The sequence below is a fragment of the Shinella sumterensis genome (genome assembly GCF_004514425.2).
GTDB classification, from domain to species: Bacteria; Pseudomonadota; Alphaproteobacteria; order Rhizobiales; family Rhizobiaceae; genus Shinella; species Shinella sumterensis.
Genome location: NZ_MYFN02000009.1, coordinates 84450 through 111266 on the forward strand (window position 1 = coordinate 84450; position 26817 = coordinate 111266).

At 59.5% G+C, this 26817-nt stretch carries 22 protein-coding genes and 2 pseudogenes; 14 read left to right on the forward strand and 10 right to left on the reverse strand.

The genetic code is table 11. The annotated features are described in order from the left end of the window. The 4 genes from B5M41_RS17115 to B5M41_RS17130 all read left to right on the forward strand — a co-directional run bounded on the left by B5M41_RS17115 (position 1) and on the right by B5M41_RS17130 (position 4613). Positions 1–1557: a sugar ABC transporter ATP-binding protein gene (locus tag B5M41_RS17115; protein ID WP_329959096.1), complete on the forward strand. Its 1557-nt coding sequence runs from the start codon at positions 1–3 to the stop codon at positions 1555–1557. Next, positions 1554–2591, forward strand: coding sequence for an ABC transporter permease (locus B5M41_RS17120; protein WP_134652856.1), 1038 nt, complete (start codon positions 1554–1556; stop codon positions 2589–2591). The genes B5M41_RS17115 and B5M41_RS17120 overlap by 4 nt, the downstream gene beginning before the upstream one ends. A gap of 85 nt (positions 2592–2676) precedes the next feature. Beyond that, positions 2677–3807, forward strand: a complete 1131-nt coding sequence (locus B5M41_RS17125; RefSeq protein ID WP_230640175.1) for an FAD-dependent oxidoreductase — start codon at positions 2677–2679, stop codon at positions 3805–3807. Between the two features lie 428 nt (positions 3808–4235). Continuing rightward, positions 4236–4613: a nuclear transport factor 2 family protein gene (locus B5M41_RS17130; protein WP_134652860.1), complete on the forward strand. Its 378-nt coding sequence runs from the start codon at positions 4236–4238 to the stop codon at positions 4611–4613. Between the two features lie 437 nt (positions 4614–5050). Here the strand turns inward: B5M41_RS17130 and torT are convergent, their stop codons facing one another. Then, positions 5051–5899, reverse strand: coding sequence for a TMAO reductase system periplasmic protein TorT (torT, locus tag B5M41_RS17135; RefSeq protein ID WP_134652862.1), 849 nt, complete (start codon positions 5897–5899; stop codon positions 5051–5053). 497 nt (positions 5900–6396) lie between these two features. Here torT and B5M41_RS17140 point away from each other — a divergent pair, with 497 nt between their 5' ends. Continuing rightward, positions 6397–7404, forward strand: a complete 1008-nt coding sequence (locus B5M41_RS17140; RefSeq protein ID WP_134652865.1) for an Lrp/AsnC family transcriptional regulator — start codon at positions 6397–6399, stop codon at positions 7402–7404. 186 nt (positions 7405–7590) lie between these two features. On the opposite strand, the pseudogene B5M41_RS17145 reads toward B5M41_RS17140, so the two are convergent. Continuing rightward, positions 7591–10556, reverse strand: a pseudogene (locus B5M41_RS17145) (Tn3 family transposase). A gap of 143 nt (positions 10557–10699) precedes the next feature. On the opposite strand from B5M41_RS17145, the gene B5M41_RS17150 reads away from it, so the two are divergent. After that, the gene (locus tag B5M41_RS17150; protein WP_134652867.1) at positions 10700–11269 is read left to right on the forward strand and encodes a recombinase family protein; all 570 of its coding nucleotides are present in this window, start codon (positions 10700–10702) and stop codon (positions 11267–11269) included. A gap of 15 nt (positions 11270–11284) precedes the next feature. Here the strand turns inward: B5M41_RS17150 and B5M41_RS17155 are convergent, their stop codons facing one another. Then, the gene (locus B5M41_RS17155; RefSeq protein ID WP_134711129.1) at positions 11285–12295 is read right to left on the reverse strand and encodes a LacI family DNA-binding transcriptional regulator; all 1011 of its coding nucleotides are present in this window, start codon (positions 12293–12295) and stop codon (positions 11285–11287) included. Positions 12296–12545: 250 nt separating this feature from the next. On the opposite strand from B5M41_RS17155, the gene B5M41_RS17160 reads away from it, so the two are divergent. The 8 genes from B5M41_RS17160 (at position 12546) to B5M41_RS17195 (ending at position 19956) form a co-directional block, all read left to right on the forward strand. Beyond that, positions 12546–13538 (forward strand): sugar ABC transporter substrate-binding protein, encoded by a 993-nt coding sequence (locus B5M41_RS17160; RefSeq protein WP_230640178.1) that lies wholly within the window; start codon positions 12546–12548, stop codon positions 13536–13538. A 122-nt stretch (positions 13539–13660) separates the two neighbouring features. After that, on the forward strand, positions 13661–14689 hold the full coding sequence (locus B5M41_RS17165; protein WP_134653196.1) for an ABC transporter permease: 1029 nt from the start codon (positions 13661–13663) through the stop codon (positions 14687–14689). Positions 14690–14699: 10 nt separating this feature from the next. Further along, positions 14700–15503: an ATP-binding cassette domain-containing protein gene (locus tag B5M41_RS17170; protein ID WP_134653198.1), complete on the forward strand. Its 804-nt coding sequence runs from the start codon at positions 14700–14702 to the stop codon at positions 15501–15503. Positions 15504–15538: 35 nt separating this feature from the next. Next, positions 15539–16351 carry an alpha/beta hydrolase gene (locus tag B5M41_RS17175; RefSeq protein ID WP_134653200.1) on the forward strand — a complete coding sequence of 271 codons (813 nt, stop codon included), beginning with the start codon at positions 15539–15541 and terminating at the stop codon, positions 16349–16351. A gap of 4 nt (positions 16352–16355) precedes the next feature. Next, entirely contained in the window at positions 16356–17078 is a 723-nt protein-coding gene (locus B5M41_RS17180; protein WP_134653202.1) for an SGNH/GDSL hydrolase family protein, read from the forward strand. 39 nt (positions 17079–17117) lie between these two features. Further along, positions 17118–18107, forward strand: a complete 990-nt coding sequence (locus B5M41_RS17185; RefSeq protein ID WP_134653204.1) for a substrate-binding domain-containing protein — start codon at positions 17118–17120, stop codon at positions 18105–18107. 29 nt (positions 18108–18136) lie between these two features. Next, complete coding sequence (locus tag B5M41_RS17190; protein ID WP_134711109.1) at positions 18137–19183, forward strand: ABC transporter permease; 1047 nt, start codon at positions 18137–18139, stop codon at positions 19181–19183. Beyond that, the gene (locus B5M41_RS17195; protein WP_134653129.1) at positions 19180–19956 is read left to right on the forward strand and encodes an ATP-binding cassette domain-containing protein; all 777 of its coding nucleotides are present in this window, start codon (positions 19180–19182) and stop codon (positions 19954–19956) included. Before B5M41_RS17190 ends, B5M41_RS17195 begins: the two co-directional genes overlap by 4 nt. An 863-nt stretch (positions 19957–20819) precedes the next feature. On the opposite strand, the gene B5M41_RS17200 is transcribed toward B5M41_RS17195, so the two are convergent. The 7 genes and pseudogenes from B5M41_RS17200 to B5M41_RS17230 all read right to left on the reverse strand — a co-directional run bounded on the left by B5M41_RS17200 (position 20820) and on the right by B5M41_RS17230 (position 26747). Further along, positions 20820–21197, reverse strand: a complete 378-nt coding sequence (locus tag B5M41_RS17200) for a nuclear transport factor 2 family protein (RefSeq protein ID WP_167719520.1) — start codon at positions 21195–21197, stop codon at positions 20820–20822. 4 nt (positions 21198–21201) lie between these two features. Continuing rightward, positions 21202–22080 (reverse strand): alpha/beta hydrolase, encoded by an 879-nt coding sequence (locus B5M41_RS17205; protein WP_134653126.1) that lies wholly within the window; start codon positions 22078–22080, stop codon positions 21202–21204. A gap of 64 nt (positions 22081–22144) precedes the next feature. Beyond that, positions 22145–23347, reverse strand: coding sequence for an ABC transporter substrate-binding protein (locus tag B5M41_RS17210; RefSeq protein WP_209020920.1), 1203 nt, complete (start codon positions 23345–23347; stop codon positions 22145–22147). A 38-nt stretch (positions 23348–23385) separates the two neighbouring features. Beyond that, a complete protein-coding gene (locus B5M41_RS17215; RefSeq protein ID WP_230640206.1) occupies positions 23386–24378 on the reverse strand; it encodes a branched-chain amino acid ABC transporter permease in 993 nt (330 codons plus the stop codon). A 27-nt stretch (positions 24379–24405) separates the two neighbouring features. Then, positions 24406–25278 (reverse strand): annotated as a pseudogene (locus tag B5M41_RS17220) (branched-chain amino acid ABC transporter permease); the annotation flags it as partial. Position 25279: 1 nt separating this feature from the next. Beyond that, positions 25280–25990, reverse strand: coding sequence for an ABC transporter ATP-binding protein (locus tag B5M41_RS17225; protein WP_134653120.1), 711 nt, complete (start codon positions 25988–25990; stop codon positions 25280–25282). Then, entirely contained in the window at positions 25983–26747 is a 765-nt protein-coding gene (locus B5M41_RS17230) for an ABC transporter ATP-binding protein (protein ID WP_134711087.1), read from the reverse strand. The genes B5M41_RS17225 and B5M41_RS17230 overlap by 8 nt, the downstream gene beginning before the upstream one ends. Positions 26748–26817: the final 70 nt, after the last annotated feature.

Below are 26817 nucleotides of genomic sequence, written 5' to 3' on the forward strand. Positions count from 1 at the left end.
GTGTCGATAAAGGTGTTCGACCAGACAGGTCCCGTTTCAGGTCAATACCGGCCTGAAACGGACGCCCTGCTTAGCCTTTCCGGGGTGACCAAACAATATCCTGGCGTATTGGCGCTCGCCGATTTCGATTTCGATCTACGGGCCGGCGAAGTGCACGTCCTCTTCGGCGAAAATGGCGCCGGCAAATCGACGATGATTTCGATGATAGCTGGTGCTTCACGGCCTTCGGCGGGTGAGATCCGGCTGCGCGGCGAACTGGTCGATTTCCGCTCCGTCCAGCTGGCGCGCCGTGCCGGCGTGCGCGCAGTTTTCCAGGAATTCTCGCTCGTCCCAGAACTCACGGTCGAGGAGAACATTTTCCTTGGGCAGGAGGCGTCCCGCGGCCCGTTCCTAGACAAGGCGGAACTGCGCCAGCGAGCACGCGCCATTCTGGACCATCTCGGCTTTGACCTGAAGAACGACCAACCAGTCGCCTATCTATCGCGCGCCGACCAGCAGATGGTGGAGATTGCCAAGGCCTTCGTCGACGACATCGCCGTTCTGATCCTCGACGAGCCAACGGCTTCGCTCACCGAAAAGGAAACCGATCGGCTGTTTGCGCTTGTCGATGCGGCCAAGAAGAATGGGACGGGTGTCATCTACATTACGCATCGCATGGCAGAGATCAAACGGCTCGGCGACCGGGTAACCGTGTTGCGTGATGGCCGCAAGATTGCGACGCTCGATGCGCAGGACATTTCCGAAGAGCGCCTGATCGAATTAATGACCGGCCGGGTGATTGAGCAGGTCTTTCCGAACATCGGTTTCGCTCCAGCTGCGCTGATGCTCGAAATCGAAAACCTGACACTTGCCGGCGGCGTGGTCCGCGACGCCTCGATCCAAGTGCGGGCCGGTGAAGTAGTGGGTATCGCGGGACTTGTCGGCTGCGGCAAGGGTGAAATCGGCCGCGCCGCATTCGGATTAGAAAGAGTTCGTGCGGGCCGCATTCGCTTTAAGGGCCGGGACACCACAGGCCATTCGCCGTCAGCCATGTTGAAGGACGGCATGTTCTACCTGCCCTCCGACCGCCGCAACGAAGGACTCGTCATGGCGCGGGGCGGTCGCGAGAACATCGCGCTTTCCTCGCTGGACGACAACGCCTTCACGCGGTTTGGCTTCCTGAAGCGCTCGGCTGAGGCGAAAATAACACAAAAGCTCGCCCAAGACGTCGAGTTGCGGCCGATGGACCTCGAGCGTAGCGTCGACCAGTTCTCCGGCGGCAACCAGCAGAAGATCGTTATCGCCAAAGCGCTAGCGCGCAAGATCGATTTTTTCATCTTCGACGAGCCAACAGTCGGAGTCGATGTCGGCACACGAGTAGCGATCTACGCTTTGATCCGTGACCTCTGCGAGGCCGGGGCAGGCATCTTGCTTATCTCATCTGACCTACCAGAAATCTTGCATCTGAGCCACCGTGCCTACGTAATGTATCGCGGTACGATACGCTCAGAAATAGCGCAGGCGGACCTCAGCCAGGAAAATCTTCTCAGCCATTTCTTCGAAAGAGACGCATCATGACGGAATTGCCGCTCTCACGCAGCCTGGCTGCCTCGCCGCGTTCGAGCCTTGCCCGAACCGCCAAGCTTGCCTTCGTGCGTATCGGCGTGTTGCCAGTGTTACTGATCATCGCGCTCGTCTGCTTCACGGCGATGTCAGGCAACTTCCTGTCGACGCGTAACCTCATGAACGTCGCGCGGCAGTCGAGCTATCTAACAATCGTTTCGCTTGGCCAGATGTTGGCGTTGATCGCGGGCGGCATCGACCTTTCCGTCGGGACGACGCTCGCTGTCACCTCGGTGGTAAGTGCGCTCGCTATGGTTGCCGCACTTAACGCTTTTCCTGACATGATATGGCTGGCGATTGTTGCTGGCATGGTCTCTGGGTTACTGGTTGGCTCCATCATCGGCCTGATCAACGGCGCAGGTGTCGCGCTTCTTGGCGTCAACCCTTTTATGATGACGCTAGGTATGACCTCCGTTGGTTTCGGCATCGCGCTCTATCTGACAAGCGGCGTTCCCGTGTACGGCATGCCGGAAGCCTTCGGTGCCGTGCTCGGTTTCGGCACCATCGCAACTGTTCCGATCCCTATCTACGTCACGCTTTTGCTTGTTGTGCTCATGTACGTGCTGCTCAACTGGACACGCCTCGGCCGATACATCTATGCAGTCGGCGGTAACATGAAGGCGGCACGGCTTTCCGGCATCAATTCACGCTCGACACTTCTTGCAACCTACCTGATGTGTAGCGGCCTCACGACGATTGCCGGCCTCATGCTGACGGCGCGGCTTTCGACCGGCGAGGCAAATATCGGGGCCTCGATGCCACTTGAATCCATCGCTGCCTGCGTCATTGGCGGAGTGGGCCTGAGCGGCGGCATCGGCCGGGTCGGTGGCGTCGTTCTAGGTGCCCTGTTCATCGGCCTCGTGCAGAACGGCATGAACCTCGCACGCATCGACTCCTACCTGCAGATGGTGGTCATTGGGACGATCCTAGTCGTTGCTGTCATCGCCGACCGATTGCGAACCCGCTTCCTAGCCGAACTGCATAGTTGAATGAGCGGCCGCAGCCTCAAACAACAGGCAGCCGCAAGCCAAGCAAGCCCGCCGTAGGCGCTATGGAGGCACTATGACAAGACAAATGTACGCAGAGATCGCCGGCGGCGGCATTGCAGGGCTGACAACAGCGGCCGCTCTTGCCCGCAAGGGTTGGAGCGTCCGTGTTCACGAACGCAGTGAGGAATTGCGGGAGATCGGCGCCGGAATCTTCATGTGGGAAAATGCGCTGAGGGTCCTGGAGGCCATTGGCGCCTACGATGAGGCGATCGACGGTGGCGAAAAAAACGAGTACTGGGAAATCCGCGACGAGCGCGAGCGCCTGCTGCAATCTGGCTGGATGATGCAAGGAACGCGGCTTTATACGATCCTCCGCAGTCAGCTTCATCGATCCTTGGCCAATGCAGCGCTCCGCGCTGGGGTCGAGATTGTTACGTCCTCGCGCGTGACTGGAGCAACGCCTGATGGTGAACTTCTTTTCGAGGATGGTCGCCGCACCAAGGCCGATCTTATTGTCGGCGCTGATGGTGTGAATTCCGCTGTCCGCAACTCGCTTGGGCTGACCAAGAGGGTTACGGATCTTCGGGACGGCTGCGGCCGCTACCTTATCAACCGCTTGCCAAGCGATGCTGCAGGCAGATCTCTCGAATACTGGAATGGAGGGCGACGGGTCGGCGTCGTGCCGGCAAGCAAGGATACCGTCTATTTGTACATCTGCTGCCCCGCGAACGATATCGCCGGAAAACTCTCGCCTCCGGATAAGGCATCGTGGACAAAGTCCTTCCCGGCGCTTTCCAGCTATATTGAGCGTCTCACAGACAATGGTCGCTGGGCCGGGTTCAGCGATGTAGCCTGTAGAAAGTGGCACGTTGGCCGAGTGGCAATCATCGGCGATGCGGCGCATGCGATGTCGCCGAACCTGGGGCAGGGCGCAGGGGTTTCGATGCAGACCGGCTTCGTGCTGGCGCAAGTAGTCTCGGGCGCAGTGGATGTGCCGCTTGCTCTGCAACGCTGGGAAAAATTGCAACGGCCCGTTGTGGATGCCACACAGAAGTTCTCGCGGCTCTACGGTCGCGTTGGTACTCGCTGGCCGCGCGCATTCCTGGACGTGCGGTCGGCCCTTGTTTGGGGACTTGGGAAATCAGCCAGTCTGCAGCGGCGCATCAACGTCGCCGCTCATAGCGACGTTACGGACACCTCGGGTAAAAGAAGCTGACCGTTCAGCTATGCAAAAAGCATGCGGTGCCAAAACCTTCAGGCAGATTGCTTGTCATCACGATATCTATTCGGGACCGGGGACATACCTATGCCTAAAGCTCTCGATCGACCCCATTTCCGTGCTGCGGCGAGAAGTCGTTTTCAATAACTGGAAAAGTCAGACGAAATCGGCATCCACCGCGATAATCAACCAATCACCGGCCAGCTCGAGGGGCGGACGTGCCGCAGCTCTTGTGATTGGTGACAGAGACACGGTCGCTTCCCATCGCCAGACCGAGACCATTCTTCCTCAGCGGACAATGATAGCGAGATGTCCGATAGCAGATTGCGGCAAATTCGTGCTCAACGCCAATACCGACGTGACGGCCCCCTTTATCAGAAGTTGCTCAACCTTAGCGAGCACAGCGCCAGAAAGGAACAATCAATATGTCAGAGAAGCTCACACTGGAATTGATGGACAAGATCATGGCTGCTTTCAATAGCCATGATGCCGACGCTGTCGCGTTGTATTTCGCCCCTGATGGCGTCATGCTTGCGCCCATCGGGCCTGAGCCGGTTGGGCGCACATTGAGAGGGCCAGATGCCATACGGGCAGCATTGAATGCACGATTTTCTGCAAGTCCAGACATCCGCTGGACAGAAGATAAAACCTGGATATTTGGAGACAAGGCGCTGAGTGAATGGCGAGTCCGCGGCACGGCCCCTGATGGTTCTGTCATCGACACGCTTGGGTGTGATCTGTGGGAGTTCCAGGACGGCAAGGTCCTAAAAAAAGACACTTATTACAAGCAGAAGACCGTCTGAAAAATTAGTTGGGACGGATGCATCGCTTCGTCCCAACGTTATCGAATGGTAAGCTAGATTGTTGCCTCAAAACGCCGGCACTCAGAATCAAGTTACGTCAGAAAAAAGCTACAGCAGGCTCCGCACAATTTTGAGGTCGGCCGATTTCTTTATTGATAGCAATGTGCCTGTCTGCATCGGTTCAGGTGCTCTCAGCCCGACAAATCCATCGTCACGCGGGTTGGTGCCCGAGAGGTCGTCTGTGATAAAAGATGCCGCCGAGTTTGAGCGCTGGCACGAGCACCTGTCGACTCTTTATCGATTATGAAAGAGTTTGGCGCGATGTCCTTGATCTCAAGTTTCTTCTCGAGCGCCCTTACAGCCATATCGATCGCCATTGCAGGCTGCATCACCTCCGACGCCGATACGGTTGCCTGGATTTCTCCGCGCTCGACGCCCTAAAGAACCTGCGGCGTTACAAAACCTGATACGAGCGCGATGTCGGTCTTGCCCTTCTCCCGCAGAATATCCGAAGCAGCCTCTACAGCGCCAGCATTACCAACGATGTACTTCACATCGGGATATGCAAGAAGACCGTCCTCAACCAATGGCAGCTGGCCGGATTTGCTGCTTGGACCATAGAGAGATTTGGCGATCGAGAGATCGGATCCATTGATGGCGTCCTTGAAGCCGCTTTCCATGAAGCCGACATAGCTCGCTCCGGCGGGTCCAGCCATATAAAGGACGTCTGTTTTTCCTGTGCCCTTGGCATGCGCTTTGGCCATATAGGCACCGAACGTTTCACCTATCTTACGATAGGAAGTGACAACTCGGCCGGTGATCTTGTCGCATGTCACGCCATTGATCGTGTCGATGACCACGACGCCTCTGCTGGCAGCATTTGCGATTGCGGCATCCAGCCCTGAGGTGGACGTCGAGACAAGCACAATAGCGTTCATCCCGAGAGCAACGCAGCTCTCAAGCTGATCTATCTGCCGCGAGACATTTGAATAGCCGCCGGCAGACTGCGCTTCCATATGAAGGCCAAGGCGCTTCGCTTCATTTACCGCACCGTATAACACCGATACCATGAACGGGTTGTCCGTATGGGGAAGCAAGACGCAAATCTTCCATTTTTTTGTGACGTCCGCCTTCTCCAGCGACGTGTATGTCGTGGGCACGAGCTTTTTTTGCTGGAGATCGAACTCTGGCTCGGTCTTCACAGCGTCAATGGTCCAGGCGTGCGCTGAACACGTCGATACAACGATAGCGCCCAACGCGATCATTGAAGCAGTTAACTTATTCATTGTGGTTCACCCTCTTTGTTTTGTTTAATGGAATAACCAAGCCGTTGCCGTCTGCAACTAGGTGCGGGATTGAATTTGACGTCGACCCTTCCAGCGCGTAGGAAAACAACCAAAAGGGAGAATTTCATCTCGCATTTGATAAATGATACCTTTTTTCGCGACCGAAGCGACACAAAAAGTTCTAAATTCGTCGGAATGCGAATCTGAGATGTGACGTTCAGCAATAATGAGTTTATAGCTGTATCGAGCGCATTCCGGAGATCCCCAGCGTCGGAGCGGATTGCAAATGTCAAACCGAGCGAATTGCGGCGGTTTTGCTATGGTTGAGTGCCAGAAGGTCGAAATGATCGCGGGAAGCAATAAAGCTCTGGGCTATCAAGTTGAAACAACGGGACGTATACAAAACGAGCTTCGGCGTCACAGCACCCCGCCACGAAAAACAGTGGCGATTCATGGTTGTGGCGCCAACGACGAGGTCGGAAAGGATTGGGTTGGAAATGGATGAAGTAGCAGGCATGCCGCAAATGCAGAAGGCAAATCTCCTACGCGCTGGTCCCAATACAGCGATCGACGAGATCGATGTGAGGCTCATTCGGCTGCTTCAATCCGACGGCAGGATGTCGTTTGTTGCGCTTGCGAACGATTTGCAATTGGCCGAAAAAACCGTCCGCAAACGGATTGCCGATCTCCGTTCAACCGGCTGCATGGACATCACTGTGGTCACTGATCCTCGATCGATCGGCTACCACAGCATAGCCATGGTAGGCGTCAAAGTGGATCAGGGCACGTCACGCAATGAACTCGCCGAACGTCTTTTCGAATTGGAGGTTGTGGATTACGCCGTAACGGCACTCGGAGCTTATGATATTTTAGTGGAGCTCGTCTGCCACGATGATAGTGAACTTGCCACTCAGATAGATAACGGTCTCAGAAAGATAGCCGGGATCAGAGACCTGGAGGTCTTCCCTTATCTTCGACTGCATTACCAGCAGCCAGCTTGGGATCGAGCACAAGACAAGCCAAACAAGGGGAATGTTCCTCCAAAATACAATCTAGATCCGGTCGACCTCTCCATAATTCGACTACTGAGTGAAGATGGAAGGAAGCCCTTTCTTGAAATCGCGAGACTCTTGGAGGTTTCTGAAAGTCAGATACGTAATCGATACTCGCGCCTTGTTGACGATGGCACACTGCAAGTGCTCGCGATTACGAATCCGAAGATCTTAGGGTATGCGCTGAGTGCTTGGGTATCCGTTCGAGTCTCCGCTAACCGCAGTATCACTGAAGTCGCTGATATTTTAGCGGGATTTTCGTCAGTTGCATACTTGGCCATTTGTGCAGGCAGGTACGACATCATGATGGAAGTGATATGCGTGGACCGAGATGATTTATATGCGCTACTCGACAACAAGATTCGGAAGGTCGACGGAATATCTAGTATAGAAACATTTATATGTTCTGATTTTCTGTATAGAAAGCTCGTTATGCCCAGGACACAGAAGTAACATATTTTGCCTTATGTTAGCTATTGTGGATCTGGAGATATAATTAACTCGATTGTATTTGCCGCCCAATTTACAGTAGGTGGCGGAGCGATCGTCTGGCGAATACCGTGAAGCATTCACCTAATAGAGGGCGTAGCGTTGGTTTCCCGCTAAACAACGCTAAGGGGGAACGAAGCCAGAATACCGTCATGCTGCACGATGTTTCGTCGATAGATTGAGCAACTTTCTACCAGTTGCCTTGGCAGCGCGATCCCAAAGGAAGTCTCCGGAGAAGGCGATGTGCTCCCATCCAACCGGCGAAGTATGGGTCAGGATATCGTCGGGGACAACTTCGCCTTGTGCGCGCAGATGCCGCACGGCATCGGCCATGTAGGTCGAATTCCAATAGACAATCGCCGCGATCACGAGATTCAAACCCGAGGCCCGGTATTGCTGAGCCTCATGACTGCGGTCGATGATCCGCCCTTGCCGGAAAGTGTAGATGGCCTGTGCAAGAGCGTGACGCTGTTCGCTTTTGTTGAGCCCGGCCTGGCAACGCCGGCGAAGCGAGGGGTTTTCCAACCAGTCGAGCATGAACAGCGTCCGCTCGATCTTCCCGATCTCCTGCAGGGCAATGTCGATCTGGTTCTGACGCTCGTAGGCGGCGAGCTTCCTCAGCATTACGGACGGCGCGACATGGCCGACTTTCAGCGACGCAACCAGTCGCATGACGTTCTCCCAGTGCTCGCGAATGACCTCGGCACGAATGCGTTTGCCGAGAAGCGGCGCAATGGTGGGGTAGGTCACAGGGTGCTCGATCGAGATCAGTCGGCGGTTCGGGAAGTCGCGCAGCCTTGGGCAGAATCGGAATTCGAGCATGGCGCAGAGCGCGAATACATGATCGGTTGCACCACCGGTATCGGTGTAATGCTCGGCGATGGAGAGATTGCTGCCGTGATGGAGCAGGCCGTCGAGAACATAGGGCGCCTCGTGCGTCGCCGCCGAGATGACCTTGACATGAAAGGGGCCGTGCTGGTCGGAGACATGGGTGTAGAAGCTGAAACCCGGATCAACGCCATAGCGGGCGTTGATGTCACCGCCGGAGGCGCCGTGCTTTGCGCCGCGAAAGAATTGCCCGTCCGAACTCGACGTCGTTCCGTCGCCCCAGACTTTTGAGACCGGCAGACGGTGTTGGGCGTTAATGATGGTGGCGAGCGCCGCCCGATAGGTATCCTCACGGATATAGGCATCCTGCGTCCAAATGAGCTGATCGCGGGTCACACCCTGGCTGGCCGCCGCCATGCGGGAGAGACCGAGATTGGTCGCATCGGCCAAAATGGCGGCGAGCAGCGCGCTCTCGTTAGGGCAGCTTTCGCCGGTGCGCAGATTTGTGAAGGCCGCCATGAAGCTGGTCTCGCGAGCGACTTCGTGCAGGAGTTCGGTGATGCGGATGCGCGGCATCATCGCATCGAGCCGGTCGGCGAGCGCTTCGGCTTCGGCGGGGACCGCAGTCTTCACAGGTGAGATCTGCAACCGATCCTCGACCAGGCGCACGCCCTCCACTTGGTTCCGCTTGAGGCGCTGAGCGAATTTCTTGAGCCGCCAGTCGAGCTCTCGGCCGCGTTGCGCGAGCCATTCGTCGGCGGCGGTCGGCAATCCTAGGTCAGCAACGATCGGAGCGGCCGCTGCCTCTGGCAGCATATAGCTATCGAAGCGGCGATAGGCGAAAGATCGCTCAACCCAAACGTCGCCCGCGCAGCTTGTTGCGCAGGTGGGCGAGCATGGCCGTTTCGTAGAGCCGGCGATTGATTTTGCCGTCCGACCCGAACACCAGCTTGCGCCACTCCTTCTTGAACGGCATCGGCGCATCGGGCGGCACATCGCGTTTGCCTGCTCTGTTAAGGTCGCGAAGCATGTGAATGCCAGCAATCGTCCGAGCACTTCCACGACCGGCTTTGAAATCGAGCGCCTCGAGCAGCACCGGAGCAAATTTTCGGAGCGTCGCATAGCGGTCCACGGCCACCATGAGTGGATCGACGTCCGCAGTTTCGGCGAGTTCTGCGACCTCATGCCTGGCCTTCAGCAGATTGGCCCAGCCAACGGTCTCGTCGATTGCCTCGATCGGGTCGATGTCATCGTTGAGTGCAGTGGAGAGAGCGTCGATCGTGCCGCGAAACAGCCGCATCAGTCGACCAACATTTTTCGCGGTAGCCGCAAAACGACGGGTCTGCTTGTTGTGGGCCCGGCTGAAGGCGCTGCCGATCAGCTTGTCCGACATTTCTATGGCAGCGTCGGTCAGCCGTTCTTCCAGATCGATCAGGAAGGCAACTAGGGTCACGCGCCGGCGCGACGCCGTGTAGCGCTCGATCAAGTAGGCGGCCGAGGCGCGCCCCTCACGCACGAACTGCCGATAACGATCGGGATGCACAGTGCCATTCAATTTCGCCGGAATGGCAATTTCCCTTACGGTTCGCAGACGCTCAAGAATGTCGCGGACGTGATCGGGCTTGGCCGCCGTCGGGATTGCCTTGAGCCACGTGAGCGGCATGGCGCCCCGGCGGGGATCGGTGATCAGGAGTGCATCGAGCGCTTGCAGTTGCTCTGGCCGAAGGCCAGAGAGGAGCGCATGAGCCGCCTGTTTTCTGGCGCGCGCCCGGCCAGCAATTCCGGCGCGCTCGATGGTAGAGACCGCAGGCAGGAATCTTGGCCTGGCGCAGCGCATCAATAATGCCGGCGGCGATCACCATTCCTTTGTCCGTCCCCCAGGCGGCCTTGGCCGCCGCTTCGATCATGAAGGGAATATCGGTCCTGGTTGCGATGCGAAGGCCAAGCGCTACCGCCAGCTCGCGAGCATGATCGGTCATCGTCTGATCCCGCCCCGCATAGTCGGCAAGCGCAGCCGCCGGCAAATCGAGCTGTTCGCCAATGAAGGACACCAGTTTTTCTGGAAGCCCGCTGGAGCGATGGAGAATCTGGGCAAGCGTCATGCCGGGATGCCGAAACAGCGCAAGCTGAAGAGCAACGCCGAGGCGATTGCGATCCTCCCGCCGAAACCGGATCAACTCAAGATCGCTCGGCTCGAGTGTGTAAAACCGGGCGAGATCATCACGCTCCCCTGGAATCCCGAGCAGCTGTTCCCGCTCGGCTTCGCTCAGCAGTTCGTGCTTGCGCATCCGCGTTCCTCCCGATGTCCATAGAAGGCTCATCGATTTCGTGGACAGACAAGAGTAAGGAGACGTATTCTGCGGACGGAATCGGAGCCGTTCCACAGGTCAATCAAGTTTGTCCACAGAACGGCCGTTTCGGAGACAGAAATATGGGGGCAATTCTCGGCTACGCGCGCGTCTCGACGGGCGATCAGGACGTCGCCGGCCAGACAATTCGGCTTGAGCAGGCCGGCGCGATCAGGGTCTTTACCGACATCAAGTCCGGAAAGAGTATGGATCGGCCAGGTTTGGCCGAACTCCTGAACTACGCCCGCGCCGGCGACACCCTCGCCGTCGTGCGCCTCGACCGCCTTGGTCGATCGCTGGCGGAGCTCTTAGAAACGGTGAAGATGCTGCGGGAGCGTTCGATCGACCTTCTCAGCCTCGAGGAGAAGATCGACACCTCCTCGGCCGCCGGCGAGCTGATCTTCCACATGTTCGGGGCGATCGCCCATTTCGAGCGTCGGCTCATCTCTGAGCGGACGAAGGACGGCGTCGCCGCCGCAAGGGTGCAGGGCAAGCGGCCTGGCCGTCAGCCCCTGGACATGAAAAAGGTCGAGGCAGCTATGAAGCTTGTCTGCGCCGGAACGTCACCGGTCGAGGCAGCAAGGCAACTCAGCCTCGGCCGCTCCACCATTTACCGTGAAATGCGTCGATTGGGGGTCAACCGAACCGCTTAGCGCCACAAAACTGCACTAAGCGCCAACGCCCGCTCGAGCCGTCGATTCACGCACGATCAACTTTACGGGGATCTCGGTAACAGTCCCCTGAGACTTCTTGCCATCGATCTGGTTCAAAACCAGATCGATGGCTACTTGGCCGAGCTTCTCTTTCGAATAATCCACCGAAGTCAGCGGAATCTTGGTGTATTTGCTGACATCCAGGTTGTCATAGCCGACAACCGACAGATCCGCTGGAATGTTGAAGCCGAGGTCGATCAAGTGGGCTATCAATTGAATCGCCAGCACGTCGTTATGAACAATTGCCGCTGTCGGGCGGTCGGGCATTCCCGCCAAGCGCTGAGTGGCGCCGGTCCAGCCACCCGGAGCGGTCGTATCGAAAAAAATATCGCGTCCAGCAGGCAGACCCGCAGACGATAGCGCCTGTAGCACGAAAGGCAAACGAGACTGCGGGAAATGCTCTTCATCGCCCGGGCCTACATAGGCGATTTTCTGATGGCCCAAAGCCTTCAAGTGGGCGACTACGATCTCCGCCGCGCTCTTCTCGTCGATGACCGCAGAGGACGCTTTGGCGTTCCGCGTTGCAATGAGAGCAAACGGAATGTCTCGGGACGAGAGAAACTCGACAAGATTGCTTGAAGGGGAAATCTGCCAGGCAACGACTCCATTGACGTTCTTCTTTCTAAAGAGCTCGAGATACTCCTTCTCAAGATCCGGGTCGTCGTCCAGGTCCGCCAGCAGCAGCTGGTATCCTCTTTTACGGAGCGCCTGATTGAAAGCCGAGGTCATTTCCGCGAAGAACGGGTTTCGAATGTTGGGGACCAAATAGCCGATTGTGCGGTTGCCGGCCCCCTTCAGGCTCCGAGCGAAATCGTTCGGAACGTAGTCCAGTTCGGCAATGGCCCTCAGCACGCGTTCGCGCGTTTCGGCCGCGACCGGCTTCGGCCCTCCATTGACGACGTACGATACCGTGGCACTCGACACGCCGGCTCGCCGCGCGACTTCATCTCTGGTGACCTTCGCCATGAAATATCCTCCGTCGATTCACTCTTGCATTTCTCTACTTGTGTAGACAAGGGAAATCTGTCGCCCAGCTAAGCCGGCCCGGCGCGAGCACAAAGATTCACGCCGAATCTGGCTATTTCTCATATATCTTCATGATGGGCACTGCGCAGCTGAAAAGATTTTAGTCTACAGGTGTAGACAAGGCAACAGGGATGTGACATAAGTTCTTTCGGGGAGCTGTGAGGAGACTCCCCGGATCTGGAGGAGTTTCATGAACAAAGTCACCCGCATGATTGCGGGCGGGATACTTGCGCTCGCCTGCTCGACGAGTCTGTTCGCCTCTGAGGGGCAGGCGAAGGACGCGGACGGCAACTATGAGATCATCGCCGTTCTTGGCCCGCTGGGCGATCCCTTCTTCAGCGCGATGGAGAAGGGGACCAAGGACGCCGCTGAGGCGGCCGGCGTGAAATTCGAATACACGGCGCCCAACGGCTTCGACAATCTCTCCCAGGATCTTGCGCGGCTGATCGAAGTCGGCCTGTCGCGCAAGCCGGACGCCATGGTGATTGGCAATTTCATTCCCGATGCCGAAAACGAGGGCATTCGTGCCGCCGTGGAGGCGGGCATAGAAGTGGTGGTCATCAATACCGGCTCGGACAACTGGAAGGAATTGGGCGCGCTGACATTCGTGGGCGAGGATTCGACCGCCGTCGGCCGCAAGGCGGCCGAACTGCATCTGGCCTCCGGCGCCACCCATGGCATGTGCATCAACCATGTTCCCGGCAATCCCGGGACGGAGGCCCGTTGCCAGGGCTTCAAGGAGGACATGGAGGCCGGCGGCAAGAAGGTCACGGTACTCAATCTTCCCTATTCCAGCCAGGGCAGCCCGCAGCAGATCGTGCAGGCCATCACCGGAGCGCTCACCGCCGACAAGACGATCAATGCCATCTACACGCTCGGTTCGGGCTTGGCTGAGAACGCGATGCAGGCCGTCGCGGATGGCGGATTTGCCGAAACCGTCAAGGTGGGCACGTCTGACGTCTCGCGGCGGACACTCGAAGCAGTGCGGGATGGCAAGCTCGTCTTCGATCTGGACCAGCAGCCGTATCTGCAGGGCTATTACGGCGTCCTGATCGCCGCCCAGCATCTCAAGTACGGCATCCAACCGGTCGGCGCCGTCACGACCGGGCCTCTGATCATCACGAAAGAGAACGTCGACAAGGTGCTGAACCCGGAAGTCGTTCCCTATCGCGGCGCCATGTAGGCCCGATAGGAGCCGCCTTACCTCCCGGGGGCGGCTCCTACTCCTGCCGGGCCGGATGGCCCACGCCAGCGTCCTGAAAGCAATGCCGGACGCTCCACCTCAATGACATGGAGGGACTTTGCATGAGTTCGGATATCACGCGTCAGGCACCGCCCGCGACGGATTCGTCCAGCCTGGGTAAATTTCTCGGCGATACGATGCGCAGGCCCGAATTCGGGGCTTTCATCGGCACGCTGACTGTCTTCGTGTTTTTTGCCGTCGTGACGTCGGGCAACGGCTTCCTGACCTGGCGTGGGACCGCCGGCTGGCTGAATGTCGCCGCCGAACTCGGCATCGTCGCAGTGCCGGTGGCCCTGCTGATGATCGGCGGTGAGCTTGACCTGTCGGTGGGCTCGGTAATCGGCGCGACCTCCGTTCTGGTCGCGGTTGCGACGGGGATCTACGGCGCTCCGATCTGGCTCTCGATCGCGCTCGCCCTGGCGCTCGGCGTTGGTGTCGGGCTGTTCAACGGGATCGTCACCGTGCGCACCGGCCTGCCGTCCTTCATCGTCACCCTCGTGAGCATGCTCGCGCTGGCGGGTTTGGCCCTCGGCCTGACGCGGTTTCTCGTGGGCACGCCCAACGTGTCCCTGAGCGTCGAGGGTGCCTGGCGGTTTCTCTTCGCCGGTAAATGGGGGCCTGCCAGCATCTCCATCATATGGTGGGTCCTCGTCTCGCTGGTGGCGGGCTGGGTGCTCTTCCGCACGCAATTCGGCAACTGGATCCAGGCGACCGGCGGCGACCGACAGTCGGCGCGTGAAGCAGGCATCAGGACCGACCGCGTGAAGATCACGCTGTTCATCCTCACCGCCGTCGCCGCGGTCCTCGTCGGCGTCATTCAAACCATGACGTTCAACGGCGGCGAAGCAACCCGGGGGCAGGTCTATGTCTTCAACAGCATCATTGCCACGGTCATCGGCGGCGTGCTGCTGCAAGGCGGCTACGGCTCGCCGATTGGCGTCATGCTGGGAGCGATGACCTTTGGCATCGTCAATGTCGGCATCTTCTATACGGGCTGGAGTTCGGACTGGGCGCAGCTCCTGCTCGGGCTGCTGTTGCTGGCCGCCGTGCTCACCAACAATCTGTTCCGCCGTCTCGCGATGCGCGCCTAGGGAGCGAACGATGTCGACAAACATTCCGATTATCGAAGCCCGCAATGTCTCCAAGGAATTCGCCGGGATCGCGGCCCTCCAAGAGGTCTCGCTGAAGGTGTCGGCGGGCGAGGTCCTCTGCCTGCTCGGCGACAACGGCGCCGGCAAATCGACGCTCATCAAGATCCTCTCCGGTGTGCATGCACCGAGTTCCGGCGAGATCCTTCTCGACGGCAAGCCCGCTGCTTTCCGGGAGCCGCGCGATGCCCGCAACGCCGGCATTGCGACGGTGCATCAATATGGCGGAACTGTTCCCCTCATGAGCATCTCGCGCAACTTCTTTCTCGGCGCCGAGATCGTCAAGGGCCGCTGGCCGCTGCGGCGGCTGGATCTCCAGACGATGAACAGGATCGCCTTGGAGCAGATCCAGAGCCTCGGCGTGCGCCGCGTGACGGATTCGAGCCGTCCCGTCGGAACCCTGTCGGGCGGCCAGCGCCAGGCGCTCGCCATCTGCCGGGCAACCTATTTTGGTGCGCGCCTTCTCATTCTCGACGAACCGACTTCAGCGCTTGGCGTGCGCGAGGCGACCACGGTCCTGAAGCTGGTCGCGGAGGTGCGATCCCGTGGCATCGGCGTGATCCTCATCACGCACAACGCTCATCATGCGATGTCGATTGGCGACCATTTCGTCGTCCTCGGCCACGGCAAGGTGGTCGCCTCCTTCAGCCGCGGCGAAAAGTCGGCGGCCGAGGTCGTGGGCCTGATGGCGGGCGGCGTCGAACTGCAAGCGCTGGAGCTCGAACTCGAACAGTTCAAACCGAAGGCAGTGAGTTGATATGCGGCCGGTGGCGGCACGCGAAGGAGTGAAGGATGAATGAGCGGCAATCGTCGGAAGGCATTCAGGCCTGGATCGACGACATCAACAGGAACGTGACGATTGAAGGTGCAGGGGCCTACTTTCACGAACGAGGGGATGTCGCCGTGCTTGCGCTTCACGGGTGGGGCGCGACGGCTGAAAGCGTGCGATTCCTGGCCTCGGGCCTCGCGGGTGCGGGCTGCTCGGTGTTGGCGCCGACCCTGCCGGGTCACGGAACGAGCTATGGGGACATGATGAAGACCGGGCCGCTGGCCTGGATCGCCTGCGCCCGCGCGGGCCTGGACCAACTCAAGCGATGCTATCGCCGTGTTTTCGTCCTCGGCGTGTCGATGGGCGGGGCGTTGGCGTTGCAGCTTGGCGCGATCGAAGACGACTCGCTGGCGGGCGTCATCACCGTCAACGCGCCACTCTTTCTGGACCGGCCGCAGTTCGCGCTGGACCTGATCACCGGACCCGCCGATGGAATACTTCCCGCCTGGGAGGGGCCTGACTTCTTCGGTCCGCCGGTCCCCGAGATCACCTACCCGCTTCGAGCCCGCAAGAGCGGGATCGACCTTCTGGCAATGGCGATGCTGGCGAGCGAAGCGCTGCCGCGCCTGACCGCACCGTTGCTCGTCCTGCAATCCGTCCACGATCACGTGGTCCCCAAGGGCAACGGCGACAAAATACTGGCCCGCAGCGGCTCCGGTATCAAATCGATCCAGTGGCTCAACCAGTCCTATCACATGTCCCAACTCGACCTCGACAGGGAGGAGGTCATTGCGCGTTCGGTCGACTTCATTCGCTCGCGCCAGTCCGAAAGCTGACCGCATGACGATGAAGACCGTCCTCTGCTTTGGAGATTCGAACACCTGGGGAACTGTGCCGATGACGGCATGGAACGCCGACGAGCGTTTTGATTCGCAAGTGCGCTGGCCAGGTGTATTGCGCCAGCGTCTCGGCGCCGACTGGCATGTCATCGAAGAAGGCCTGCCCGGACGCACCACGGTTCTCGACGATCCATTGGAAGGCCGTCATCTGAACGGCCTGGACTATCTGTTGCCCTGCCTTTTCAGTCACCGACCTCTGGACAGGCTGGTCATCATGCTCGGGACAAACGACCTTAAGGATCGCTTCAACCTCTCCGCTGAGGAGATCGGCTATTTCGCGATCGAGCGGCTGTTGCAGGTGGTTTCCGCCTCGGGCTGTGTTCGGGGCGGAAACCAAAATGTGGTCATCGTCTGCCCGCCCCCGGTCCGACGGCGCGGGATATTCGAGCGGATCTTCGCGCAGGCGGAGCCAAAGTCGAACGCGCTGCATGTTCACATGCAGGCCGCCGCCAAAAACCACCGGGCGCAATTTCTCAACGCCGGGCGGCACGTGACCTCAAGCGACGTCGACGGCATTCATCTCGATGCCGATCAACAGGTCAGGTTGGGCCACGCGATCGCTGACCTTTTTCTCGCCGCTCACGATGACACGCCCCTAATCGAGCCGCCGACTGCGTTTCCCGCGGATTCCACGGCTGAACCTGGCATCCCAGGAGGCCACTAACCGGATGTCGAGGATCGACATCGCTTGGAGGAGAGTGCAATGTTGCAGACTAACAGAAACCGCAGACTGCCGCTGATTGCGGGCGTCATGGCAATCGCCGCGGGCCTTTCCGGCCTTTGGTCTCCCGCTCAGGCGGAAGAAGCCCGGAAGCCGCTCAAGATCATGATGATCAGCCATTCGCCGGCGTCCGACACCTATTTCGTCGACGTCATCAAGGGGCTCGAACAGGCCGGCAAGGATCTCGGCGTCGAGGTGCAGTACCGCGGGACGGACGCCAACCTCAACGATCCCAACCAGCAGCGGCGCAACATCGAGGCGGCGATCGCGGCCGGTCCCGACGGGCTGATCATCAGCAATCCCACCCCGACCTCGCTCAATGAGGTGATCACCAAGGCGACGGGGGCCGGCATTCCGGTCGTCCTGTTCAACCAAGGCGGCGAGAGCGTGAAGGAGGTCCACGCCCTGACCTTCGTCGGCGACGATCCGGCAATCCAGGGCCGGATCGCGGGCGAACAGTACAACGGCCTCGGTTCCAAGCATGTCCTGGTAATCACCACGCCCACCGGCGCTCTTCCTTTCGTCGACGCGCGCGTCAACGGCCTCAAGGAAGCCTTCAGCGGCAAGGTCTCGCTCGCCGAAGTCCCGCTCAACAACATCAACGACGCCAACCGCATTAAGACGATCACCGAAACGCAGTTGCAGAAGGACCCGTCGATCGACGCGGTGTTCTCCGTGGGGTCGTGCTGCATCGCGCCCATGCTCGAAGCCCGCAACAATTCCGGCGACAAGGGCAAATCCATGCGTTGGGGCACCATCGACCTGACGACGGCCGCGGTCGACGGCCTGAAGTCGAAGAACCTCGATTTCGATCTGCATGCGCAGCAATACGCCCAGGGTTATTACCCGGTCGTCGTGCTTTCGCTCTATCTCCGCCAGGGAATCGTGCCCGCCACCGACGCCTTCATCACGGGCCCGGCGGTCATCACGCCGGAGAACATCGACCGGCTGATGTCGCTACAGCAGCAGTGAACTGCATCACCAACCCCTGAGGAGTGAACATGAACAGTCCCGTCCAAAGCGGGCGCACGGATGCACCAGAGGCTCGGGTGAGCCTCCGAAGCCTCCTGGTGCGTCCCGAATTCACGGCCATCGCCGGCACGATAGCGGTCTTCGCCTTCTTCGCGATCTTCACCGGCGACGCCGGCTTCCTGTCGATGGCGATGACCCGCAACTATCTCGAAGTGGCGGCGACGATCGGCATCATCGCCGCCCCCATCACGCTCCTGCTCGTCGCAGGCGAATTCGACCTCTCCGTCGGCGCGACGGTCGCCGCCGGTGAAATCGTCATGAGCTATCTGATCGTCTATGCGGGCTGGCCGGTGGCCCCCGCCTTCCTGGCCACGGTCATCGTCGCCATCGGCATCGGCGCCCTCAATGGCTACCTTGTGGTCAAGACGAAGCTGCCGTCCTTCATCATCACGCTCGCCACGCTGTTCATCATCCGTGGTGCGGTGCAGGGGATTCTTCGCATGCTCAACGGCAACAGCGTGATCGACGGCGTGCGCAGCGCCGCCGGTGAGGACCCGCTAGTCTGGCTGTTCTCCGGCATGGTCGGCCCGTTTTCCGTGTCGCTGATCTGGTGGATCGTGATCACCGGGCTTGCGGCATGGGTTCTCGAAAGCACCGTCTTTGGCAACCGCATCTTCGCCACCGGTGGCAATCAGGCCGCGGCCGTGCGGACCGGCATTCAGGTCGACCGACTCAAGATCATGCTTTATATCGCGGTCGCGGCGTCCGCCGTCCTTGTTGCCGCCATCAACATCTTCACGATCAATCAGGGCAACGCCAATTCCGCCGTTGGCCGGGAGTTCGAGGTTGTCACCGCAGCTGTGATCGGCGGCGCCTTGCTGACCGGCGGCTATGGCTCGCCCATCGGCACGTTCTTCGGGGCGCTGCTGTTCGGCATGGTCGACCAGGGCTTCTTCTTCACGCCGCTTCCGGATGTGTGGTTCCTGACGTTCCTCGGCTTCATGCTGCTGATCGCCGTCGTCATCAACAACTACACGCGCAATGCCGCCCTCAAGCCGAGAGGAAGCAGCCAATGACCGCACAGCCCTATCTCGAAGCCGTCGGCGTCTCGAAATATTACGACAACTTCGCCGCCCTCCAGGATGTGACGATCCGGGTCAGGCCGGGGGAGGTTGTGTGTCTGCTCGGCGACAACGGCGCGGGGAAATCGACGCTCATCCAACTGCTGAGCGGCGTCATCCGGCCTGACAAGGGCGTAATCCGGGTGAACGGCGAGGAGCAGCACTTTTCCTCGCCCAATGACGCCCTCGACAAGGGTATCGCCACCGTCTTCCAGGACCTGGCTGTAGTGCCGATCATGCCCGTCTACCGCAACTTCTTCCTCGGCCGCGAACCTTCGACCGGATGGGGGCCGTTCCGCCGCTTCGACAAGCGCCATGCCATCCGCGCGGCCCGCGAGGAACTGCGAGGCATGGGCGTCAAGGTCGACGACGTGCGCCGGCCGATCGGTACCCTGTCGGGTGGGCAACGTCAAAGTGTTGCCGTAGCGCGCGCCGTGCATTTTGGGGCGAAGGTGCTTATCCTCGACGAACCGACCTCGGCGCTGGGCGTGAAGCAGTCCGATATGGTGCTGGAACATGTCGCGCGCGCCCGCGACAGCGGCATCGGTGTGATCCTGATTACGCACAACGTGCAGCACGCCTATTTGATCGCAGACACCTTCACGGTCCTGTTCCTCGGCCGGCAACTGGGAACCTTCTCAAAATCGGACCTGACGGAGTTGCAATTGATGAAGCTCATGGCGGGAAAGCTTGAGGACACCCCCGTCGCGACGGCGTTTCAATCCTGACCTTTGTCTGAACAACGGGGGAAACGTCGCTGGCCGTCTGATTGCGGCGAACTCGAGATCCGCGGTCTCGACAAGACGCACTCCGAGGTCGGAACGCGTCGCGCCCCAGACTAAGGCTTCGCGACGAAGTGCCGGAGTTCACGCCACATGGAAGGCTTGCCGCCAAGCATGTCCCGCACCGGAGAAGTTCTTCCTCTCCGGTGCGGGGGCTCGACTGTCCCCCAGCCAGCCCCTCCAGGAAGAAGGCAGAGACGTCAGTTTGACCGCTATGGCGGCTTCTCCGCAAGGACCCGACCGCCATCACCGCAAGGATTCCAAGTGACGCCCTCCAGATCTGCCGTCTATCATCCCTCCGACATGCACGAGCTCAAGGGAATGATCGCTCGAAAGGACGTCGTCTTCCCGCAGGAGCTGGAGCGCCTCATGCGCGCGGCACTGGATCGCCCGGACATAGTAGCGTTCGGGACATCTAGTTCAATAGCAGAGCTATTCGGCGTATCGACAACGACAGTCATCCGGCTGGCAGCTCATTTAGGCTTTGCGAACTTTAGAGCGATGAGAGAGCTGTTTCGCGCGTATCTACGGCAGACAGCAGCGAGCAAACGAGCACCGACCGATTGGCAGCATCAGTCACATCCCTGTGCGAGCACTTGTTCCCGGTGCGACTGAGAGATTCCAGAAGAAGTACTCGGCCAAAGGGCCCTTGACACAGACGGCCGCCTCGCTTCCCACCCGATCATCGCGATTTGTTCTCCCTTAGCGTTGTTTAGCGGGAAACCAACGCTACGCCCTTTAATACGTATACCGGCCCTTGAAGGCGGCCCAATGGTGGCCGCCTCCAGCGCTGTTCGTAGATTTGCCGGTCACACGGACATCTGCTTGTAGTAGGTGTCTTTCTTGCTTATCTTGCCGCCTACGAACTCCCAAAGATCGCAGCCCAACGTGTCGATGCAGGAACCGTCTGGCGCAGTTCCGCGAACACGCCATTCGCTGAGAGCTTTCTCACCGAAAATCCATGTCTTGGCCTCGGTCCACCGGATATCCGGGCTGTCGGCGAAGCGCTTTTCCAGAGCTGCGCGAATAGCATCCGGGCCAGATAGCGCGCGCCCGACAGCTTCCGGGCCTGCCGGCGCCAGCATCACACCATCCTTCGCAAAGAAGGATGCAACCCTGGCCGCATCGTGACCGTTGAAGGCTGCAAGGATCTCGTCCATCAGGTCCATCGTGATGGTTTGCGGCATGGTTTTACTCCTGTTTTCCGGCGGCCTTGATGAGGGCGAGCGATTTTTTGAAGAACGGGCTTGATGTATCGGCAAGCGCATTCAGCTCGTCGAAATGGTCGCAGTCCGGAACGGAGTAGCGCTCCATCGGACGAGTTGCCGTTGCAAATGCCGCAACATAGATGTCGGACTGGCGATGGAATTCCGCCGTCTCGCGACCGCCGCAGACGACCAGTTGCGGCGCATCGGTAACTGGCGGATGGTTCATCGGGCTTTCGGCCTCAGCTTCCGCTGCATCCATGCCGACTGCGATATTGAGGGACGTACGGCGGATGGGTTCAAGCGCATTGAGCGGCGAAACCGGAATGCCTGCCTTGACCAGATCGAGCGGAAGGTCCGGAGCGAGCGTGCGCCAGTCCGTTCCCATTAGCATGGCGGTGATATGGCCGCCGGCCGAGTGCCCCATGACCGTCAGTTTAAGGCGATCGATCATCAGTTCATCGGCATTCTTCCAAATCCACGCGAGCGCCTCGCGTGCCTGGACCGAGATCGCGGTGATTGAAACCTCCGGGCACAGATGGTAGCCGACGAGGATGACATTGACGCCGTTGGCGACGAAAGGCGATGCTAGGAAGCTGTAAACTGACTTGTCGCCGCGCTGCCAATAACCACCATGGAAAAAGATCAGTGTCGGCGCGTCAGTGGATCTGGCGTAAAAGACGTCGAGCTTCTGCTTCGTGCCGACTCCATAGGCGATATCCAGCCGGCAATCGAGGCTTTTGCGCGCTTCCTCGCTGCGTTCGATCCAGTCGGACACAACAACCGTGTCGTAGTCGGGGCGACCGACGCGGAGATTGTATTGGAGTTCGATTTCCTCATCGGAATAATGTGGTGCGATGTTCATGAAAATTGTCCGTAGGAGATGACCGACCCCGCGAACGGGGGCCGGCAGGAGACTGTTCCAAAAATCACTTCTTGAGCAGCGGGCATTTCGATTCCGAAAGCGGCGGGAATGCCTCGTCCGCAGGCACGGTGCGCACGAGCGAATAATAATCCCACGGCCCCTTCGACTCTTCCGGCGTCTTCACACGGAAGAGAAACAGGTCGTGAACCATCAGCCCGTCCTCGCGGATGACGCCGTTCTTCGTAAAGAAGTCGTTGATCGGCGTCTTCTTCATCATCGCCATCACATCGGCCGTCTTGTCCGTTCCGGCAGCGGCGATCGATTTCAGGTAATGCATGGTGCTGGAATAGACGCCTGCCTGCGACATGTTCGGCATCTTGCCCATCTTCTCCATGTAGCGCTTGGAGAAGGCGCGGGTCTCGTCGTTCATGTCCCAGTAGAAGGACGAGGTCAGCATCATGCCCTTGGCGATATCGAGACCCAGCGCATCGATCTCGTTGTCATAGACGAGAAGCCCGGCGAGCTTCTGGTTGCCCTGCCCCATGCCGAATTCCGAGGCCTGCTTGATCGCGTTCGACGTGTCGGCGCCGGCGGTCGCGAATGCGATCACGTCCGGGTTCGCGGCCTGCGCCTGCAGGATATAGGAGGAATAGTCCGGCGCATTCAGCGGCACCTTGACCGAGCCGATCACCTCGCCGCCCGCAGCCTTCACGGCGGCAGCGGTCTGCTTTTCGAAGTCGTGGCCGAACGTGTAGTCGACCGTCACGAAGAACCACTTCTTTCCACCTTCCTGCACGACTGCCGTGCCGGTCGAGCGGGCAAGAGCTTCCGTATCGTAGACGTAGTGAATGGTGTTGGCGTTGCAATCCTCGTTGGTGAAACGGGTCGAACCGGAGATATTGATGGTGACCAGCTTGTCCTTGGCAGCGGCGATCTTGCTGACCGCAAGGCCGGCCGAGGAGTTGTTGATGTCCATGACGGCATCGACGCCACCGACATCGAACCATTCGTTGGCAATCGAGACCGCCAGATCGACCTTGTTCTGCATGTCGGCGGAAACGACTTCGATCTTCTTGCCCAGAACCTCGCCGCCAAAATCGGCGACGGCCATCTCGGCAGCCGTCACGCTGCCCCTGCCTGCCACATCGGAATAATTGCCGGACATGTCCATGAGCAGGCCGATCTTGACGGTATCGGCTGCGAAGGCAGAAGCCGATACGCTTGCCATCAGACCGGCGATCGCCAGCGACACTACGTTCATTTTCATTCGCATGTTCTGTTCCTCTCTTTTTGGTTTTGTCGATATCAAACGTGAACGGGAGACGTGGCGGCATCCTTGGCTTGCGTTTTTGACCCGCCCCGTATGCGCAGGAGCATGATGATTTCCCCGACGATGCCGCGCCGGAAAACCAGAACGCAGATCACGAAAAGGCCACCGGTGACCACCGGGGCCGGCACCGTGAAACCTGCCAGATAGTGTTCGATGACGGTGATCACCGCCGCCCCGACAGCGGGTCCGAAGAAGGTTCCCATGCCGCCGAGCAGCGTCATCAGCACGACTTCGCCGGACATCTGCCATGTCACGTCGGTCAGCGAAGCGATCTGGACCGTGATCACCTTGAGGCTGCCGGCCAGGCCCGCGAGCGCCGCCGAGATCACGAATGCGCCGAGCTTGTAGCGATGGACGTGATAGCCGAGCGAGACCGCCCGCAATTCATTGTCGCGAACCGCGCCGAGGATCGAGCCGAAGGGCGAGTTGAGAATGCGCCAGGTCGCTGCAAGCGCAAGACCAACGATCGCCAGAACGCTGTAATAGAGTGCGAAGGGATGATAGAGATCGATCATGCCGAACAGCATGCCGCGCGGAACCGCCTGAATGCCGTCTTCGCCACCGGCAAACGGCGCCTGTAGGAAGCAGAAATAGACCATCTGCCCGAGCGCGAGCGTGATCATGGCAAAGTAGATGCCCTGCCGGCGGATCGCGAGGATGCCGAAGATAAAACCGATGGCACTCGCTAAGACGACGCCCGCAAGGATCGCCACTTCCGGAGGAAAGCCCCAGATCTTCAGAGCATGCGCGGTGATGTAGGCGCTGCCGCCGAAGAAGGCTGCATGTCCGAACGAGAGCAGCCCGACATAACCGATCAGCAAGTTGAACGCGCAGGCGAACAGGGCAAAGCAGAGCAGCCGGGTCGCGAATGTCGGGTAAATGAAGAACGGAGCTGCCAGAAGGAAGAGGGCGGCAATGACGGCGATCGGAACTAGCGCCTTGCGGGAAAGCTTGCCGGCCGTCGCCAAGGCAGGGGCGGCCGTACTTGCGGCAACGTCACGACCGAAGAGGCCGGCCGGCCTGAACAGGAGAACAAGCGCCATCACCAGGAAGATCACCACGGTCGATGCCTGCGGGTAGAAGACCTTGGTCAGCCCCTCAAGGATACCAAGCGCGAACCCGGTAACGACTGCACCCATGATCGAACCCATGCCGCCCGCGACGACGACTGCGAAGACGATGATGATCAGATGGCTGCCCATCAACGGGCTGACCTGGTAGATTGGCGCGGCAAGAACACCTGCAAAGGCGGCAAGCATCGCGCCCAGTACGTAGGTTGCCGACAGAAGGATCGGGACGTTGACGCCGAATGTTTCGACAAGGCTGGCGTTTTCGGTTGCCGCACGCAGATAGCTGCCGATCTTGGTCTTCTCGATCAGAAGCCAGACCGCAAGGCACACCACGAGTGCCGCACTGACGATGAAGGCCCGATAGATCGGCACGATGACGATCCCAAAATTCCAGACGCCCGTCAGGAGCGCCGGCGGTGCATAGGGCTTCCCGGCCGCACCGAGCCAGTGCCGCATCGAGCCCTCGATGATAAGGGCAAGACCGAAGGTCAGCAGCAGACCGTAGAGATGATCGAGATTGTAGATGCGCCGAAGAAGCAGACGCTCGATGACAAAGGCAAGCAGGCCGACGATTGCGGGCGCAAGCACCAGAGCCGGCCAATAACCGATGCCGAGATAGCGCAGCAGCAGCCAGGCGGTAACGGCGCCCAGCATGTATTGTGCGCCATGCGCAAAATTGATGACGCGCAGAAGACCGAAGATAACCGCAAGCCCGAGGCTCAGAACGGCATAGAAAGCGCCGTTGATCACACCGATCAGAAGCTGGCCCATGATGAGCTGGATAGGGTAGCTGAACATGTTAGACCCCCAGATAACCTTCGAGTTCGCCGCGACGGGCATCGATGTCCGCCGCCGCAAGATCGAGCACGATGCGACCGTGCTCCATGACGCAGAGCCGGTCCGCGAGACCCTTCGAAAATCCGAAATTCTGCTCGACGAGAAGGATCGTCATGCGCCGCTGCTTGAGGATCTGCAGCGTTTCGGCAATCCGGTCGACGATCACCGGTGCAAGTCCCTCGGTCGGCTCATCGAGCAGGAGAAGTTTCGCACCGGTTCTCAGAACGCGCGCCATGGCCAGCATCTGCTGCTCGCCGCCGGAAAGCTTGGTTCCCGGACTTGTGCGACGCTCCTTCAGGTTGGGGAAAAGCGTGTAGATTTCCTCGATCATCATGCCGCCTTCGGCCACCACGACCGGCAGAAGCAGATTTTCCTCGACTGTGAGGCTGGAAAATATCCCGCGCTCCTCCGGCACATAGGCCAGCCCCTGATAAGCCAATCGGTGACGGGGAATGGAGGTCACGTCGCGGCCGTTGATCTCGATTGCGCCTGTCCGTTTCTTGAGCAGGGCAGCGATCGCCTTCAACGTCGTTGTCTTGCCCGCGCCGTTGCGGCCGGTCAGCATCAGCGTCTCGCCGGGCATGATCGAAAGATCGACGCCATGCAGGACGTGGCTTTCTCCGTACCAGCCCTGAACGCCGGAAAGGCGAAGATGCGGTTGAACATCACGCATGACCATTCCCCATATAGGCTTCGCGCACGCGCGGATCGGCACTGACATCCGCATAGGTGCCTTCGGCAAGCGTTTCCCCGCGCGCCAGCACCGTGACCCGGTCGCACAGGCGCGAGACGACGCCGAGATTGTGCTCGACCATGACCACCGTCTTACCCTTTGCTACCTTTCGGATCAGTTCGACCATGTCGTCGATATCCTCACGGCCCATGCCCGCCATCGGCTCGTCAAGCAGCAGGACATCCGGCGAAAGTGCGAGAGTGGTAGCGATTTCAAGCGCGCGCTTGCGGCCGTAGGGCAATTCGCCGGCCTGCCGTGTCGCCCACGCGCTCAGCCCGACGCTGTCGATCAGCTCTTCCGCGCGGCCATACAGCGGGTTAAGCGCGCGGCGTGAACGCCATAACTGCGTGGCCAGTCCGGCCGGCCGCTGAAGCGCCACCACGACATTTTCCAGGACCGTGAGGCTCGGAAAGATCGCCGAAATCTGGAAGGAGCGGACAAGGCCCTGTCGCGCCACATCGGCCGCTGGCATTCGGGTAATGTCTCGGCCCCGCAGAAAGATGTTGCCCGAGGTCGGTGGGATTGTCTTGGTGAGGAGGTTGAACACCGTCGTCTTGCCGGCGCCGTTCGGGCCGATCAGCGCGTGGATGTGGCCTTCCATGATCTCGATATCGAGATTGTTCACGGCGCGGAAGCCGTAGAATTCCCGCACTAGCTTCGTTGCGCGAAGCACCGGCGCCTCTGACTGAGAAGACATTTTTTCACAGTTCCCATTGTTTCGTTTTTCGAAACTTGTCATAATATACGAAACATGAGACCATTCATGT

What these genes read in the sequence shown, in the direction of transcription:
- B5M41_RS17120 (WP_134652856.1), top strand. Translation starts at nt 1,554, where the DNA reads ATGACGGAATTGCCGCTCTCACGCAGCCTGGCTGCCTCGCCGCGTTCG.
- B5M41_RS17125 (WP_230640175.1), top strand. Translation starts at nt 2,677, where the DNA reads ATGTACGCAGAGATCGCCGGCGGCGGCATTGCAGGGCTGACAACAGCG.
- B5M41_RS17130 (WP_134652860.1), top strand. Translation starts at nt 4,236, where the DNA reads ATGTCAGAGAAGCTCACACTGGAATTGATGGACAAGATCATGGCTGCT.
- torT (WP_134652862.1), bottom strand. Translation starts at nt 5,899, where the DNA reads ATGAATAAGTTAACTGCTTCAATGATCGCGTTGGGCGCTATCGTTGTA.
- B5M41_RS17140 (WP_134652865.1), top strand. Translation starts at nt 6,397, where the DNA reads ATGGATGAAGTAGCAGGCATGCCGCAAATGCAGAAGGCAAATCTCCTA.
- B5M41_RS17150 (WP_134652867.1), top strand. Translation starts at nt 10,700, where the DNA reads ATGGGGGCAATTCTCGGCTACGCGCGCGTCTCGACGGGCGATCAGGAC.
- B5M41_RS17155 (WP_134711129.1), bottom strand. Translation starts at nt 12,295, where the DNA reads ATGGCGAAGGTCACCAGAGATGAAGTCGCGCGGCGAGCCGGCGTGTCG.
- B5M41_RS17160 (WP_230640178.1), top strand. Translation starts at nt 12,546, where the DNA reads ATGAACAAAGTCACCCGCATGATTGCGGGCGGGATACTTGCGCTCGCC.
- B5M41_RS17165 (WP_134653196.1), top strand. Translation starts at nt 13,661, where the DNA reads ATGAGTTCGGATATCACGCGTCAGGCACCGCCCGCGACGGATTCGTCC.
- B5M41_RS17170 (WP_134653198.1), top strand. Translation starts at nt 14,700, where the DNA reads ATGTCGACAAACATTCCGATTATCGAAGCCCGCAATGTCTCCAAGGAA.
- B5M41_RS17175 (WP_134653200.1), top strand. Translation starts at nt 15,539, where the DNA reads ATGAATGAGCGGCAATCGTCGGAAGGCATTCAGGCCTGGATCGACGAC.
- B5M41_RS17180 (WP_134653202.1), top strand. Translation starts at nt 16,356, where the DNA reads ATGACGATGAAGACCGTCCTCTGCTTTGGAGATTCGAACACCTGGGGA.
- B5M41_RS17185 (WP_134653204.1), top strand. Translation starts at nt 17,118, where the DNA reads ATGTTGCAGACTAACAGAAACCGCAGACTGCCGCTGATTGCGGGCGTC.
- B5M41_RS17190 (WP_134711109.1), top strand. Translation starts at nt 18,137, where the DNA reads ATGAACAGTCCCGTCCAAAGCGGGCGCACGGATGCACCAGAGGCTCGG.
- B5M41_RS17195 (WP_134653129.1), top strand. Translation starts at nt 19,180, where the DNA reads ATGACCGCACAGCCCTATCTCGAAGCCGTCGGCGTCTCGAAATATTAC.
- B5M41_RS17200 (WP_167719520.1), bottom strand. Translation starts at nt 21,197, where the DNA reads ATGCCGCAAACCATCACGATGGACCTGATGGACGAGATCCTTGCAGCC.
- B5M41_RS17205 (WP_134653126.1), bottom strand. Translation starts at nt 22,080, where the DNA reads ATGAACATCGCACCACATTATTCCGATGAGGAAATCGAACTCCAATAC.
- B5M41_RS17210 (WP_209020920.1), bottom strand. Translation starts at nt 23,347, where the DNA reads ATGAAAATGAACGTAGTGTCGCTGGCGATCGCCGGTCTGATGGCAAGC.
- B5M41_RS17225 (WP_134653120.1), bottom strand. Translation starts at nt 25,990, where the DNA reads ATGCGTGATGTTCAACCGCATCTTCGCCTTTCCGGCGTTCAGGGCTGG.
- B5M41_RS17230 (WP_134711087.1), bottom strand. Translation starts at nt 26,747, where the DNA reads ATGTCTTCTCAGTCAGAGGCGCCGGTGCTTCGCGCAACGAAGCTAGTG.